Origin of the sequence: Lactobacillus crispatus, from assembly GCF_018987235.1 — a bacterium.
Classification (GTDB): domain Bacteria; phylum Bacillota; class Bacilli; order Lactobacillales; family Lactobacillaceae; genus Lactobacillus; species Lactobacillus crispatus.
This window is the reverse complement of record NZ_CP072197.1, coordinates 1,638,589-1,652,874: the sequence shown is the minus strand read 5'-3', so window position 1 is coordinate 1,652,874 and position 14,286 is coordinate 1,638,589. Positions and strand designations below refer to the sequence as shown.

Sequence of the window (14,286 nt, the reverse complement as noted above, 5' to 3'; positions counted from 1 at the left end):
ATAATTATTAATTAAGCTTACAACCATATGTAGCAGAAGCTACTGTTGTTAAGAATTGTTTATTGTTTTGATTTTTAGGAGGAAAAAGTCATGAAGATTTGGAAGAAAATGGCTTTAGGTAGTACTGCTGTTCTTGCTGCATTATCATTAGCAGCATGTTCAAACGGCTCAAGTAATTCATCATCAAGTAGCAGTAATTCAAACAAGAAGGCTAACTTGACTCTTTGGGTGGATACTGAACAAGTTCCTTACTACAAGCAAATTGCTAAGGACTTTACTAAGAAGAACAAGAATATTAAGGTTCGTGTAGTTCAAAGTCCTAACGGTTCAGCTAACGCTAAGACAGACGTTGGTAAGGACCCATCAAAGGCTGCTGATGTCTTTGAAGTTCCTAACGATCAATTAGGTCAAATGGCTGAAGCTGGTTACATTAACCCACTTTCACCATCAGCAACTAAGGATATCCAAGACAACTATGTCGATGTTGCTTCAAAGGGTGTAACTTGGAAGGGCAAGGTTTACGCATTCCCATACGCACAACAAGCTCAAACCATTTACTACAACAAGTCTAAGTTATCAGCTAACGACGTTAAGGACTGGAAGACTTTAACTTCAAAGGGTGTTGTAGCTACCGACTTTACTAACGCTTACGTAATGTGGCCAGTAATGTTCTCAGCAGGTACTACACTTTACGGTAAGAATGGTGAAGACCTTAAGGGCTCAACTTTCAACTCACAAAACGGTGTTAATGCTTTGAAGTGGTACGCAGCTCAAAAGAAGAACAAGAGCGTAATGCAAACTTCAAACGCTTTGAACCAATTGAAGAAGGGTAACGCACAAGCTATTTTGGACGGTCCTTGGAACGCTGCTAATATCAAGAAGATCTTGGGTAAGAACTTCGCAGTTGCTAAGTATCCTAAGATTGAAGTTGGTGGTAAGAGCGTACAAATGGAAGCATTCCTTGGTATTGAAGGCTTCGCAGTTAATGCTAACACCAAGAATGCTAAGGCTGCTTCAGATTTAGCTGCTTACATTACTAACAAGAAGTCACAATTAATTGCTCATAAGAACGCTGGTCAAATTCCAGTATTGAAGAGCGCTGTCAACTCAAGTGCTATTAAGAGTGACCCGGTTGCTGAAGCTGTAATTGAAATGGCTAAGCCAGGTAACTCAGTATTGCAACCTAAACTTCCACAAATGGCTGCATTCTGGAACGGTTCAGCTCCACTTATCAGTGGTTCTTACGACGGTAAGATTAAGCCATCACAATACAAGGCACAACTTGCTAAGCTCGCTAAGAATATTGAAAAGAAATAATTTGCTAAAAGCATAAGCAAGGGTTGGGCTAAATAAAAATTGTCCAACCTTTTTGCCTAAGAAGGGGAGAAGTTATGTTTCTAAAGAAAAAGCATGTAGCTCCTAAAGCAACATATCGCGAGGTTTGGTCAAAAGGCGACATTGCTACCAAGTTATCATTCTTCTTAATGGGTAGTAACGCCTTGGCAAACAAACAATGGGTAAAAGGTATTTCATTCTTACTTTCAGAAATTATCTTTATTGTTTGGTTTATCCTCAGTGGTATCCCTACTTTAAATTCATTAGCTACATTAGGTACTATTAAAACCAAAAAAGTTGTTTATGATGCCGCACAAGGCGTTTATGTAACCAAGCAACCATCAAACTCAGTTTTGATTTTGTTATTCGGTGTATTGGCCTTGATCTTATGTGTAGCAATCATTTATCTATACATTGTCAACTTACGCTCAACTAGACATAATTATATTTTGAAGCGTGATGGGGACCATATTCCAACTAACGTTGAAGAACTTAAGAGTTTGCTTGATACTCGGTTACACGCAACCTTGATGGTTATTCCATTATTGGGTATCTTGTTCTTTACGATTTTGCCAACGATCTTCATGATTTCAATGGCCTTTACCAACTATGATCGTCAACACCCAATCGCTTTCTCATGGACAGGCTTCCAAGCATTTGGCAATGTTTTGAGTGGTGACTTAGCTGGTACTTTCTTCCCAGTCTTAGGCTGGACTTTGATCTGGGCTGTGGCAGCTACTGCTACGACTTTCTTCTTTGGTGTTTTGCTCGCTCTTCTGATTGAATCAAAAGGAATCAAGCACAAGGGATTCTGGAGAACAATCTTTGTTATCATTTGGGCTGTACCACAATTCGTTTCACTTTTGATGATGGCGCAGTTCTTGGACTACCAAGGTGCTTTGAACAATATCTTGATGAACTTGCATTGGATTAGTTCACCAATTCACTTTATTGATAATCAAGCTTCACCTTTAGTTGCAAGAATTACCGTTATTCTTGTTAACATGTGGATCGGTATTCCGGTTTCTATGTTGGTTTCAACAGCGATTATTCAAAACTTGCCACAAGATCAAATTGAAGCTGCTAAGATTGATGGTGCTAATGCTGCACAAATTTTCCGTTCAATCACTTTTCCACAAATTTTATTTGTGATGGCACCTTCACTTATCCAACAATTTATTGGTAACATCAACAACTTCAATGTTATCTTCTTGCTGACAGGTGGTGCACCAATGAACAGTAAGTATAACGGTGCTGGATCGACTGACTTGTTGGTAACGTGGTTATATAACTTGACCTTCGGTCAGGAACAGCGTTATAACGCCAGTGCCGTATTGGGTATCTTAATCTTCATTATTAGTGCAACTGTTTCACTGATTGCATATCGTCGTACTAATGCATTTAAGGAGGGCTAGACATGAAGTCATATTCAAATCAAAGACGGCTCTCATTAATCTTTCGGTATATCCTATTAATTGTTTTAGCGATTCTATGGATTTTACCGATTGTCTGGATCGTCTTAGCAAGTTTTTCATTCAATGATACTGGATTCGTTTCGACCTTCTGGCCGGAAAAATTCACATTGCAGAACTATATTGGGATTTTTACTAATCCACAATATCCATTTGGTAACTGGATCATTAATACTTTAGTTATTTCATTGCTTTCAATGGTAATTTCAACTTTCTTAACTATTTCAGTTGCCTACGTTCTGTCACGACTTCGCTTTGCATTTAGAAAGCCATTCTTACAGATCGCATTGGTATTGGGAATGTTCCCAGGCTTCATGTCAATGATCGCTTTGTATTACATCTTGAAGGGTCTTAACATGTTAAACCTCTTCGGATTGTTACTAGTTTATGTTGGTGGTGCCGGTTTGGGCTTCTACGTTGCTAAAGGATTCTTTGATACTATTCCTCGGTCAATCGACGAAGCTGCCGAAATCGACGGTGCTACTAAGTGGCAAGTATTCTTACATATTGGTTTGCCACTTTCAAAGCCAATGATTGTTTATACTGCTTTGACTGCCTTCATCGCTCCATGGACAGACTTCATTTTCTCAGGTATTATTCTTTCAACCTCAGGAAATGCTAAGACTTATACAGTTGCTTATGGTTTGTATAACATGGTGCACACAGCTAAAGGTAACGCGACTGCATACTTCGCTCAATTCGTTGCAGGGTGTGTAATCATCGCTATCCCTATTACTATCTTGTTCGTTTTCATGCAGAAGTTCTACGTTAACGGAATTACTGCTGGTGCCGATAAGGGTTAATGCAAATATTGCTTATGCTAAAAAACGCTTTGCTTTTCTGATCCGTACCGTGTCAAGTAGACAGCTTAAATATATAAATTAATTTGATTAATCAGTTCGCTATTGTGCGAGCTGATTTTTCTTTTCATCAATCTTTTTCCAAAAGTCTTTATATCGTTTATCTTGTTTTATTGGATATGAAATTATATTCTCTGGATTATTCTTAGCTTCTTTTCTAACCTTACCTGCGCTCTTGCCATTGAAGCGCTCCTGAGGATCATAATTAATACCTGAATTGTCAAATTAAGTGCAACAGTTAGGCTATGAGGAAATATATTGCTTAAAGAGTTCTTCTGCTGTGTGATATTGAAGGATTCGACGATGTTTGCGGTTAATGGCATCAGTTGCCTGTTGAACATAAGCAGCTGACTTATCTTTCATGCTTTTGCCTTTAGGGAAGAATTGACGCAGAAGTCCATTGCAGTTCTCATTGGTGCCTCTTTCCCATGGAGAATATGGGTGGGCGAAGTAGATCTGGCAGCCTTTGATCTTGGTCATATCCGCAAACTCAGAGCCATTGTCAAACGTGATCGATTTAAAACAGGCAGGATGTCTGTCAATCTCATTTTGAAGCAGCCTTGGGCATGTGCTTGCCCGATAGTCAGGAATCTTGATAACTACTTCAAAGCGTGTGGTTCTTTCGGTCAAAGTCATTAAAGCAGGCTGATTCTTGCGTCTGACGCCTTTAACCAGATCTCCTTCCCAATGCAGCGGCGTTTTTCTGTCTTCAATCTCTTTAGGACGCTGTTCAATGGAATTGCCAAGATGCTTCTTGTGCAAAGCGTGACCGCCATGGCTGTGATGACGCTTGTTCCTGCGTCTTTTGAGCTTCATAGGCAGATCAATATTGCTTATGTCCAGCAAGCCCTGATCAATATAGCGATAGACGGTTGGTGTGCTGGGACAAGGGTAGCCTGGCATAGTCCTTTTGAATTCACCAACGAATTCATCGATGCTGGTGGCATCAAATTTAGCTTTAAAGCGTCCCCAAAAAGACAGCATAATGCTTCAATGGATTGCGCTGATAGCAGTTTTTGCGACGCTTCTCATAATAAAGCTGTGCAGTATCAGCGTAATAGTGCTCATACAATAAATAGCTGCTGTCTCTTTGCAGGACGCTTCCGCGTTTGATTTCGCGACTGATTGTCGACTTATGGCAGCCGACTTCTTGAGCGATAACAGTACGGGAAGTTATGCCGGAATCCAGCATTGCTTGAATTTGTCCACGTTGTACGCTGGTTAATTGATGATAGTGCTTAGAAATGCTAGAATTTGAATTGGTCATGAAGATCTTCCTTTCTTGATTTTTCGTCACTTCAAGTTTAGGTCTTCATGGCCTTTTTGTTTAACACTTAGTGTTGCACTTCAATTTTAAATCGTTCTAGACAATATGCCATATTATAAGCTAAAATAGCTATTTCTAGCCGCTGTTGAAAGCCTACTGGACTTCTTGCTCGATTATTCTCAGCGTTGTAATAACTAAGCAAAGAAAAGTCGCTTTCAATGCTTCTTCTAATTGCCATCAATTGATGATCATTATGCCTTCTAGCTCCTTGCATATTTTTACGATATGGCGTCCAAAGCACATATCCCATGCGCTTTAGATTAGTAGCTAGATTTTTGCCTAAATAACCTTCATCTCCTAAAAGATAATGGTTGGCTGGATGAGCATTGATCATCAATTCTACTGTCTCTTTGGCATCATGTACTGACGCTTTAGTAACTGCATAGTCAAGCAGATAGCCATCATCGCTTACTATTGCGTGGACCTTGAAGCCATAATAATAGACTTTCTTGGTTGCTTTATAACCAATATCAGCTACGCCCCGAAAGATCTTGACACGATAATTGCGAACAGGCTGGCAAACTGGCACTGGGAAACTATCAATAATCAAAAATTCTCCAGCTGTCTTTACTTCTTGATTCCAAGCCTGACGGATACAACGAATTAGAGGCAAGAGCATTCGAGCTCGACGGTTAAAACGAGAATGAGATAAGCCAACGAAGAATTTACAGAATCTTCGTTGAGATTCAATTCCAATTTCAGTTTGCCAAATGAGCATCACTAAGATAGAACTATCAGGAAGCTTGGTCTAATCAACATTTTTACGATCTTTAAGTCCATCAGGTGCATAAAGCTTATATAGCGAGCGACAAATCACACTTAACCGATTAAAACTAACTTGTAAATGGTGAGAAAAACGCTTAAGCTTGAGATAGTTCAATTAGATCAGACTCTTTTCTATTTAAATTACTTACAACTTGAGTCTAGTCTAATTGGACTTTTTTATTAACTAAAACGATTTAACTAGCACCACGCGTAAATAATGTAAACTGTTACATTGCAGTTGTCTAATCTGTAAAAACATGATAATCTAATACTCGAATGGGTATTTATTACCAGTTTAATTTTTCAATTTAAAGGAGATATTTATAATGGAAAAACGCGATTTTCATATCATTGCAGAAACAGGTATTCATGCACGTCCAGCTACTCTTTTAGTACAAGCTGCTTCAAAGTTTGGCTCAGATGTTAACTTGGAATACAACGGTAAGTCAGTAAACTTGAAGTCAATCATGGGTGTTATGTCACTTGGTGTTGGTCAAAATGCTGATGTTACTATCACTGCTGAAGGTGATGACGAAAAGGACGCATTGGACGCAATTGCCGACACTATGAAAAAAGAAGGTTTAGCTGAATAATGACCAAGACTTTAAAAGGAATTGCTGCAAGTGATGGTATCGCTATTGCTCCAGCATATCTTCTTGTGGAGCCTGATCTTTCATTCTCTAAATCTTCAATTGCTGATGTTGAAGCTGAAGTAGCTCGTTACAACGATGCAATTAAGACTTCAACTGCTGAAGTTGAAAAGATTCATGATATTGCTAAAGAAAGCTTGGGCGATGAAGAAGCTCAAGTTTTTGAAGCACACTTAATGATTTTAAATGACCCAGAATTTACTGGTGCCATTGAGAATGAAATTAAGGATTCAAAGATCAACGCAGAAGCTGCTCTTGATGAGACTGCTAAGAAGTTTATTGCTATTTTTGAAGGGATGACAGATAATCCTTACATGCAAGAACGTGCTGCTGACGTACGTGATGTTTCAAAGCGTATTATGGCTCACCTTCTTGGTAAGGAATTACCAAATCCTGCTTCAATCGATCATGAAGTAATTGTTGTAGCTCACGACTTAACTCCAAGTGACACTGCTCAACTTAACAAAAAGTATGTTAAGGGTTTTGTTACTGATATTGGTGGTCGTACAGCACACTCAGCAATTATGGCTCGTTCACTTGAATTGCCAGCTGTTGTTGGTACTGACTCAATTACTAAGGATGTTAAGAACGGCGATATGTTAATTGCTGATGGTCTTGACGGGGATGCAATTATTGATCCAAGTGACGCTCAAGTAGCTGATTACAAGCAAAAGAGTGAAGCATTCCTTAAGCAAAAGGCAGAATGGGCTAAGCTTAAGAATGAACCATCAGTTACTGCAGATGGCAAGAAATTTATCATTGCTGCTAACATTGGTACACCTAATGATATGCCAGGTGTAAAGGATAATGGTGCGGAAGCCATTGGTTTGTACAGAACAGAGTTCTTGTACATGGACTCTAGTGACTTTCCAACTGAAGAAGCTCAATTTGATGCCTACAAGGAAGTTATTGAAGGTATGAATGGTAAACAAACCATTATCAGAACCTGTGATATCGGTGGTGACAAGCACCTTGATTACTGGGATCTTCCAGAAGAAATGAACCCATTCTTAGGTGTTCGTGCTATCCGTCTTTCTATGCAATACAAGGATATCTTTAGAACTCAATTAAGAGCTTTACTTCGTGCATCTGCATACGGTCCATTAGGAATTATGTTCCCAATGATCGGTACTTTAGCAGAATTACGTGAAGCTAAGCAAATTTTAGCTGAAGAAAAAGATAAGCTCGCTAAAGAAGGCGTTAAGATTGGTGATGACTTGCAAGTCGGTATGATGATTGAAGTACCTGCTGCAGCCGTTTTAGCTGATCAATTTGCAAAGGAAGTTGACTTCTTCTCAATTGGTACTAATGACTTAATTCAATATACTATGGCTGCTGACCGTGGTAATGATAATGTGTCATACTTGTACCAACCATATAACCCATCAGTACTTCGTTTGATTAAGCACACTATTGATGGTGCTCATGAAAACGGTATTTGGTGTGGTATGTGTGGTGAAGCTGCTGGTGATAACACTATGTTCCCAATCTTACTTTCAATGGGGCTTGATGAATACTCAATGAGTGCAACTTCAATCTTACGTATCAGAAGCTTAATGAAGAAATTGAACACTGCTGACATTAAGAAATTAGCTAACGAAGCTTGTTATGTATCAGAAACTGCTGAAGACAACGAAAAATTAGTTAATAATTTAATGAAAAAATTGAACAAGTAGTTTTAATTTGCAAAAAGAGACTGTGATGTCTCTTTTTTTATTTTTAATAATTTTAAACAAAATGAACGAAATCTTCACAAATAATTCACGTTTTATCTTTAGTATTAAGTAAATAGCAGAGGTAAACGATAAATTAAGCACTTACGAAAAAGAAGCTTATATGGTATACTAGCTATGAGTAATGAAACGTATACAAATATTTGTTCTGAGGAGCGTGATTTTTATGGTAGATTTATATGTCTCTCCTAGTTGTACTTCATGTCGCAAGGCAAGAGCGTGGCTTGAAAAACATAATATTCCATTCGAGGAAAGAAACATTTTTTCTGAACCATTGACTAAAAAAGAATTATTAAAGATCTTGCGGATGACTGAAAATGGTACTGAGGAAATCATTTCTACCCGCTCAAGAACTTTTCAACAATTGCGAATCAATTTAGATGATTTATCAATTGATCAGTTACTTGATTTAGTAGAAAAGAATCCTAGCTTGTTAAGAAGACCAATCATTATGGATGATCGTCGACTTCAAGTTGGTTACAATGAAGATGAAATTCGTCGATTCTTGCCACGAAAAGTTCGTCGGTTGGAATTGGCTGAAGCACAAAAGATTGCAGATTTATAAAATGATTGAAAAGTGTTAGTTAAGGCTTTTGTTGAGACTAACACTTTTATTTTAAACGAAAAATACGCTACAATAGATATATTAATTCATGGAGGTGAGATCCTGTGCAGGTAGATCATATTGATAAGAATACTATCAGAGTTCGAATTGATAAAGCTGAATTGGCTCGTCGTGGGATGGGAATGCTTGATTTATTAGGTAATAGACAAAAGATTCAAGACTTCTTCTATAAAATTCTTGATGAGGTCGATGAAGACCATGAATTTGCCAATGGTGCTCCAGTATCATTTCAAGTAATGCCTAATAATGGGGGATTAGATTTGATGATCACCAAAGTTAAGCCGGACGATGCACAGAATTTAAGGAAACTAATGGGTGATAGCTTTCCTAAGGATGAGCAATCATCAACGAATTCGGATGATTCAAAAAGTTTCTTTGATTTAGATGAGGAGAGTACGAATTCAAATTCGGCTCCTCAAGGACCAGCTACTCACAACTTTTTTAACCAAGATGATAAAAACAATGAGCCAACTGATTGGAGATCGCGCAAGACTCAGGCTTACTATTTTGATGATTTAGGTAGTCTAATTGAATTAGCTGATAACCTTAAGGCAAATGATTTAGCTTCTAGCTTGTATTACTTGCATGGACAATATTTCTTAAATTTGGCATTTCTTGATGAAGAATATGAGGAGCTTAAACCAGCAGATGCGTGGACAATAGCCAACGAATTTGGTTTTAAGGTCGATAGTGATAAGATGCGTGTAGTTGAAGAAACAGGCAAATGCTTATTGATGCAAAATGCTTTAGGCCAGATTCGACATTACTTTTTAAAAGCAGCTAATTATTAAGATTCTTTAAAGAAAAAGAGACGGGACAAAATTCCGTCTCTTTTTTACGTAATAAAACATGGGTGAGAAAAATGTATGCAGCCATGTTAAATAAGAAATTAGTCCTTGCAGTTGACGAAGCATGTTTAGTTAATGCAAGGCAAAAGAAATTGAATCGTGATAATTATCACTGTCCACATTGCAATAAAAAAGTAATTTTGGTTATGTCGGAGCAAAAAGCAGCCTTTTTTAAGCATCTTGTGAAGTACAGTAACTTAATGGGTGAAAAAGAGGAGCATCACCAATCGAAAATGCTGTTGAAGTCAGCTTTGACGGCAGCTGGTTTTCCGGCAGAAGTTGAGATTCCATTAGCTGAAGGACAATTGCGTGCAGATGTCTTAGCAACTGCTAAGTTAGCGTTTGAAGTTCAATGTGCGCCGTTGAGTCAACAAGAATTTAACCATCGGCATCAGCTTTATCAAAAAATTGGTGTAAAAGATATTTGGATTGTGGGGCAGCGACACTATTTGAAACGGCGATTGAAACGCACACAGTTGATTTTCTTTCGACAAAATAAAGCTTGGGGGAATTACTATTTAGAAATTAATCCACAGAGAAATCGTTTTTGCTTAAAATATAATGTTTTAGAAGAACCGATAGCTAATAAATTGGTTTATCAAAGTAAATCATTTTTCCTTGATGAATTGGGGATAAAAGATTTTTGGCGCTTTAAGCCATTCAAAAAAGAATATTCTTTGAACATTGCAACTCAAAGAAAATATTTACGCCAGCAAATTATGCAAAAAACAAAGTTAGGATTGAAAATAGGAGAGATGCTTTATGAACGCAAATTAACTCTTGATGATTTACCTGATAAAGTTTTTGCTACTTGGCGTAACCCAGGTGAAAGAGATCGGGTTAGTGATTTTTTGCAAAAATAAAACGCCTTTAGATAAGGCGTAAATGATGCTCCGCAGGTAAATAGTCTGAAAAACACTTTTGACAATTTGGAAGCATTAGATTAACTAAATCCTGTTGATTGATTGGTCCCTCTAGCAATACTCCATTTTGCTCGTTGTCTTCGTTAAAGATAACGGTGGTAGGAGTAGCTTTAATATTCCATTGGTTGGCTAGTTTTTGATCTTCTTCAATAGAAGTACGCAGGTAATCAGTTTGTTTGATTGCCTGAATATCCGCATCCTTGATATGTAATTTGTTTGCAATCCGCTTAAGCAGCTCAGGTGTATAAGCGGAAGCATCTTTGCTCAAGTTTTTTTGTAATTCATACAGGTATTGACGGGCTTTTTTGTTGCCATAGGCCAGCCTAATCGCGTGGTAATTTTCTAATGCTTCATAAGTTGCTCTAGAAAAATTACTAATATCAGGCAACTTCTGGTCATCTTTGCGTCGGCGAATCGCATCATCATTGATTAAACAAACATTTGCAATGGGAATATAGTGATAACAAACGTCGACCCCTAATTCATCAACGGTTTTACGAATCTGTTTTTCAGTGTTATAACAATAAATCCCTATTGGATTGATGAATAGAAAAATCTCAAACATAATCTCGACCTCTTTGGTGATTTACTATTAGTTACTTTAGCAAGAAAAAAAATAAGTGACAAAAAATATGCCTTATTTTCTATATACTATTTTTGGTGAGCGCTTGCACGAGCTATTTTGCTTTGATTAGTGTTAGCAGCCGTTTGTTCAAAGTCATATTCTTGTTCAAGTTTAGTTAATACTGTTTGAATTAAAGCAGGATTAGTATTTTCGATTTCTAATTCAAAATCTTGATAGTTATCTGGATAAGACGTAGCATCTAGAGTTAATTCACAGTTTTGTGGCCCGTTCATCAAAATTCTGCGGGTTTTGCTCCAGGTGAAAAGACGTAGCTTTTTTTGGTCATTGGCAAAATGATTATCTAGATATGCGCCAATATTACCAGTGAATTTAAAATGCTTTTTTGCTACTAATTTTTTAGCTTGAGCGTGAGTTAATTCATCATTAATTTCAATTACTTCATGGAAATTCTTTTGTACAGGATTAGGATCCGGTACCTTCATTGTTTGCTCTGCGTGAGTAGCATAGATTCGAATACGCAAGCTAATTTGATGATTTTTTAATAAATCATCTGCTGTATCAAAATAATAATTTTCTTGGGTAAAGTCACTTTTGATTGGAAAAGCGGCAGTGATCTGATCATAAACGCTTTTATTTAAAAGAATTTTTGCTTCAATTTCTCGATTTTTACTCATCTGTTTTTCCTCCGAACTGTTTAACTTAATTATATGGTAAAATGAGTTTGTTTGCTTAAGAAAGGAATGTTTTCTCATGGAATTAGATTGGGATAACTTCTTGTGGCCTTATAACGAAGCTGTTCGCGAGTTAAAGGTTAAATTTCGTTCCCTTAGACAAGGCTTTTTAACTAAGGGAGAACATTCACCTATTGAATTTGTAATTGGCCGGGTAAAGACAGTTGATTCTATCAAGGAAAAAATGAAACGGCGAGTAATTAGTCCTGATGTCATTGAGACTGATATGCAAGATATTGCAGGGATTAGGATTGTTACTCAATTTGTAGACGATATTTATAAGGTAGTAGATTTGATTCATGCTCGAGATGATATGGAAGTTGTTGAGGAGCGTGATTATATTCAAAATGCTAAGCCGAGTGGATATCGGTCATACCACATGGTGATTAACTATACGGTTTACTTACCAGAAGGTCCGAAAAAATTAATTGCGGAAGTTCAGATTAGAACTATGGCAATGAACTTTTGGGCTACTGTCGAGCATACTTTAAATTACAAATATCAAGGTGTCTATCCTGATGACATTTCAGCTAGATTAAAATCAACGGCTGAAGCCGCTTATAGACTAGACGAAGAAATGTCATCAATTAAGGATGAGGTCCAAGAAGCTCAGAAAATTTTTACCAAAAATAAGGGCAAAGAAAAATTATGAAAGTAACAATAGCGCATAATAACTATGATGAAACGTTAAAGACAGTTGCGCAGCTTAAGAAGCTGCTTCAGGAAAAGGGCTTTATCTTTGATGCTAGATATCCTGATGTAGTGATCACTGTTGGCGGTGATGGCACCCTCATCAATGCCTTCCACCGTTATGAAAATCAAGTAGATTCTGTGCGCTTTATTGGGATTCATACTGGCCACTTAGGTTTTTATACTGATTGGCGTAACTATGATATTGAAAAAATGGTTGATGCTTTAGCAGTAACCAAGGGTGAACCAGCGAAGTATCCTTTACTAGAAATAAAGATGCTCACTGAATCAGGTGAAACTCATTACCATTTAGCCGTCAATGAATCAGCGGTTAAAAGAGTTTCACATACATTAGAGGCCGATGTGTACATTAATGATCAATTATTTGAAAACTTTCGAGGCGATGGTCTTTGCGTTTCAACACCAACAGGTTCGACTGCTTATGGCAAATCACTAGGTGGTGCAGTAATTCATCCCCGGCTAAAAGCGTTGCAAATGACTGAAATTGCCTCAATTAATAATCGAGTTTTTAGAACTTTGTCATCACCAATTGTGATTGCGCCTGATCAATGGATTTCGATTGTTCCTAATGCAGATCATTTTGTGATGACAGTTGATGGAGCAAGAATTGATGTACGTAATGCTAAGAAGATTGAATATCGAATTTCGCGGCATTCGATTCAGTTTGATCAATTTGGCCACCATCATTTTTGGTCACGCGTACAAAATGCGTTTATTGGAGATAATGAAAAAAATGACTAGTTTATTTAGACTAATTGTGCAAGAAAGAGACCCCAAAAAGCTGGGTCCTTTTTTGTTAAAAAATGGTTTTTCGCATCAAGCGTTAAACAATGCTAAACACCATCATGGCATGATTTTAGTAAATCATAAAAGAAGATATACTAGCTTTAATTTGCGTGCTGGGGATGAAGTGATTTTTATCAGTGGTGAAGAAAAGAAAAATGATTTTTTAAAGCCATCGAATAATCCAGTATCAATTGTGTTGGAGAATAAAAATTATCTTGTAGTTAACAAACCTGCAGGTGTGTTGTCAATTCCCTCACGCTATGAAGATGATGATGCGGTGGTCAATCGATTGTTGGGTTATTTTGCCCAAAAAGGACAGAAAAATTTGAAGCCGCATGTTATTACTAGATTAGATCGAGATACATCTGGTTTAGTATTGGTGGGGAAAAATGCAATTTCCCATGCTCGTTTTAGTAAAATTGGCAAGAAGAAATTTGTCAAAAAATATCATGCAATTGTACATGGCAATTTTGCTCCGAATGAGTTAACTGGTTTAATTGATCAACCGATTGGCAAAAAGGGTAGTGGGGTTAAACGTGCGGTAGTGGCAGATGGAAAGGACGCTCAAACCGCGTATCGAGTCCTAGATCAGGTTACAGGTGCTAGCTTGGTAGAGTTACGCTTGCTTACCGGTAGAACCCATCAGATCCGTGTTCACATGGCTTATCTGGGACACCCCTTATATGGTGATCCTTTATATGGAATTCAAGATGGGTTTTCACGCCAAGCCTTAAATTGCTTTTATTTAAATTTTCCGGATCCATTTAGCCAGCAAAAATGTAAAACAATTGAGTTGAATGATCCAAAAGATATGCAAGAACTGTGGCAGAAACTAATTAATAAAGAATTCTAAAGTTATTAGCTAAAACTTCTAAAAAACTTGCATCCAGTAACCGCTTTCTTTAGAATTAAAGCGTAATGTTAAAAACTATAC

At 37.4% G+C, this 14,286-nt stretch carries 13 protein-coding genes and 2 pseudogenes; 11 read left to right on the top strand and 4 right to left on the bottom strand.

Going from position 1 to position 14,286, the window contains the following annotated elements:
- The first annotated feature begins 90 nt into the window (after positions 1–90).
- The 3 genes from J6L97_RS08065 to J6L97_RS08055 all read left to right on the top strand — a co-directional run bounded on the left by J6L97_RS08065 (position 91) and on the right by J6L97_RS08055 (position 3,610).
- A complete protein-coding gene (locus J6L97_RS08065; RefSeq protein WP_057726963.1) occupies positions 91–1,317 on the top strand; it encodes an extracellular solute-binding protein in 1,227 nt (408 codons plus the stop codon).
- 74 nt (positions 1,318–1,391) lie between these two features.
- Positions 1,392–2,750, top strand: coding sequence for a carbohydrate ABC transporter permease (locus tag J6L97_RS08060; protein WP_023487722.1), 1,359 nt, complete (start codon positions 1,392–1,394; stop codon positions 2,748–2,750).
- Positions 2,751–2,752: 2 nt separating this feature from the next.
- On the top strand, positions 2,753–3,610 hold the full coding sequence (locus J6L97_RS08055) for a sugar ABC transporter permease (protein ID WP_005720055.1): 858 nt from the start codon (positions 2,753–2,755) through the stop codon (positions 3,608–3,610).
- Between the two features lie 300 nt (positions 3,611–3,910).
- Here the strand turns inward: J6L97_RS08055 and J6L97_RS08050 are convergent.
- Both J6L97_RS08050 and J6L97_RS08045 read right to left on the bottom strand, forming a co-directional pair.
- A pseudogene (locus J6L97_RS08050) lies at positions 3,911–4,934 on the bottom strand (IS30 family transposase).
- A 67-nt stretch (positions 4,935–5,001) separates the two neighbouring features.
- Positions 5,002–5,874: pseudogene (locus tag J6L97_RS08045) on the bottom strand (IS982 family transposase).
- A gap of 211 nt (positions 5,875–6,085) precedes the next feature.
- Between J6L97_RS08045 and J6L97_RS08040 the strand changes: the two are divergent.
- From J6L97_RS08040 to J6L97_RS08020, 5 genes are all read left to right on the top strand, one after another.
- Positions 6,086–6,352 (top strand): phosphocarrier protein HPr, encoded by a 267-nt coding sequence (locus J6L97_RS08040; protein ID WP_005718606.1) that lies wholly within the window; start codon positions 6,086–6,088, stop codon positions 6,350–6,352.
- Complete coding sequence (ptsP, locus tag J6L97_RS08035) at positions 6,352–8,085, top strand: phosphoenolpyruvate--protein phosphotransferase (protein ID WP_057726550.1); 1,734 nt, start codon at positions 6,352–6,354, stop codon at positions 8,083–8,085. The genes J6L97_RS08040 and ptsP overlap by 1 nt, the downstream gene beginning before the upstream one ends.
- A 223-nt stretch (positions 8,086–8,308) precedes the next feature.
- Entirely contained in the window at positions 8,309–8,707 is a 399-nt protein-coding gene (spxA, locus tag J6L97_RS08030; RefSeq protein WP_013086037.1) for a transcriptional regulator SpxA, read from the top strand.
- Positions 8,708–8,811: 104 nt separating this feature from the next.
- Positions 8,812–9,558 carry an adaptor protein MecA gene (locus J6L97_RS08025; RefSeq protein WP_057726549.1) on the top strand — a complete coding sequence of 249 codons (747 nt, stop codon included), beginning with the start codon at positions 8,812–8,814 and terminating at the stop codon, positions 9,556–9,558.
- A 71-nt stretch (positions 9,559–9,629) separates the two neighbouring features.
- On the top strand, positions 9,630–10,478 hold the full coding sequence (locus tag J6L97_RS08020) for a competence protein CoiA (RefSeq protein ID WP_057726548.1): 849 nt from the start codon (positions 9,630–9,632) through the stop codon (positions 10,476–10,478).
- 7 nt (positions 10,479–10,485) lie between these two features.
- On the opposite strand, the gene J6L97_RS08015 is transcribed toward J6L97_RS08020, so the two are convergent.
- Positions 10,486–11,103: a DsbA family protein gene (locus tag J6L97_RS08015; protein WP_057726547.1), complete on the bottom strand. Its 618-nt coding sequence runs from the start codon at positions 11,101–11,103 to the stop codon at positions 10,486–10,488.
- 86 nt (positions 11,104–11,189) lie between these two features.
- Complete coding sequence (locus tag J6L97_RS08010; protein WP_013086040.1) at positions 11,190–11,798, bottom strand: CYTH domain-containing protein; 609 nt, start codon at positions 11,796–11,798, stop codon at positions 11,190–11,192.
- A 76-nt stretch (positions 11,799–11,874) separates the two neighbouring features.
- Here J6L97_RS08010 and yjbM point away from each other — a divergent pair, with 76 nt between their 5' ends.
- The 3 genes from yjbM to J6L97_RS07995 are packed head-to-tail and all read left to right on the top strand — an operon-like array spanning position 11,875 to position 14,205.
- Positions 11,875–12,507: a GTP diphosphokinase gene (gene yjbM / locus J6L97_RS08005; protein ID WP_005718615.1), complete on the top strand. Its 633-nt coding sequence runs from the start codon at positions 11,875–11,877 to the stop codon at positions 12,505–12,507.
- Positions 12,504–13,307, top strand: a complete 804-nt coding sequence (locus tag J6L97_RS08000) for an NAD kinase (RefSeq protein WP_005718616.1) — start codon at positions 12,504–12,506, stop codon at positions 13,305–13,307. Before yjbM ends, J6L97_RS08000 begins: the two co-directional genes overlap by 4 nt.
- Positions 13,300–14,205, top strand: a complete 906-nt coding sequence (locus tag J6L97_RS07995; protein ID WP_057726551.1) for an RluA family pseudouridine synthase — start codon at positions 13,300–13,302, stop codon at positions 14,203–14,205. Before J6L97_RS08000 ends, J6L97_RS07995 begins: the two co-directional genes overlap by 8 nt.
- Positions 14,206–14,286 lie beyond the last annotated feature (81 nt).

Excerpts from the sequence above, each read along its gene's own strand:
- J6L97_RS08065 (WP_057726963.1), top strand. The coding sequence starts at position 91 with ATGAAGATTTGGAAGAAAATGGCTTTAGGTAGTACTGCTGTTCTTGCT.
- J6L97_RS08060 (WP_023487722.1), top strand. The coding sequence starts at position 1,392 with ATGTTTCTAAAGAAAAAGCATGTAGCTCCTAAAGCAACATATCGCGAG.
- J6L97_RS08055 (WP_005720055.1), top strand. The coding sequence starts at position 2,753 with ATGAAGTCATATTCAAATCAAAGACGGCTCTCATTAATCTTTCGGTAT.
- J6L97_RS08040 (WP_005718606.1), top strand. The coding sequence starts at position 6,086 with ATGGAAAAACGCGATTTTCATATCATTGCAGAAACAGGTATTCATGCA.
- ptsP (WP_057726550.1), top strand. The coding sequence starts at position 6,352 with ATGACCAAGACTTTAAAAGGAATTGCTGCAAGTGATGGTATCGCTATT.
- spxA (WP_013086037.1), top strand. The coding sequence starts at position 8,309 with ATGGTAGATTTATATGTCTCTCCTAGTTGTACTTCATGTCGCAAGGCA.
- J6L97_RS08020 (WP_057726548.1), top strand. The coding sequence starts at position 9,630 with ATGTATGCAGCCATGTTAAATAAGAAATTAGTCCTTGCAGTTGACGAA.
- J6L97_RS08015 (WP_057726547.1), bottom strand. The coding sequence starts at position 11,103 with ATGTTTGAGATTTTTCTATTCATCAATCCAATAGGGATTTATTGTTAT.
- J6L97_RS08010 (WP_013086040.1), bottom strand. The coding sequence starts at position 11,798 with ATGAGTAAAAATCGAGAAATTGAAGCAAAAATTCTTTTAAATAAAAGC.
- yjbM (WP_005718615.1), top strand. The coding sequence starts at position 11,875 with ATGGAATTAGATTGGGATAACTTCTTGTGGCCTTATAACGAAGCTGTT.
- J6L97_RS08000 (WP_005718616.1), top strand. The coding sequence starts at position 12,504 with ATGAAAGTAACAATAGCGCATAATAACTATGATGAAACGTTAAAGACA.
- J6L97_RS07995 (WP_057726551.1), top strand. The coding sequence starts at position 13,300 with ATGACTAGTTTATTTAGACTAATTGTGCAAGAAAGAGACCCCAAAAAG.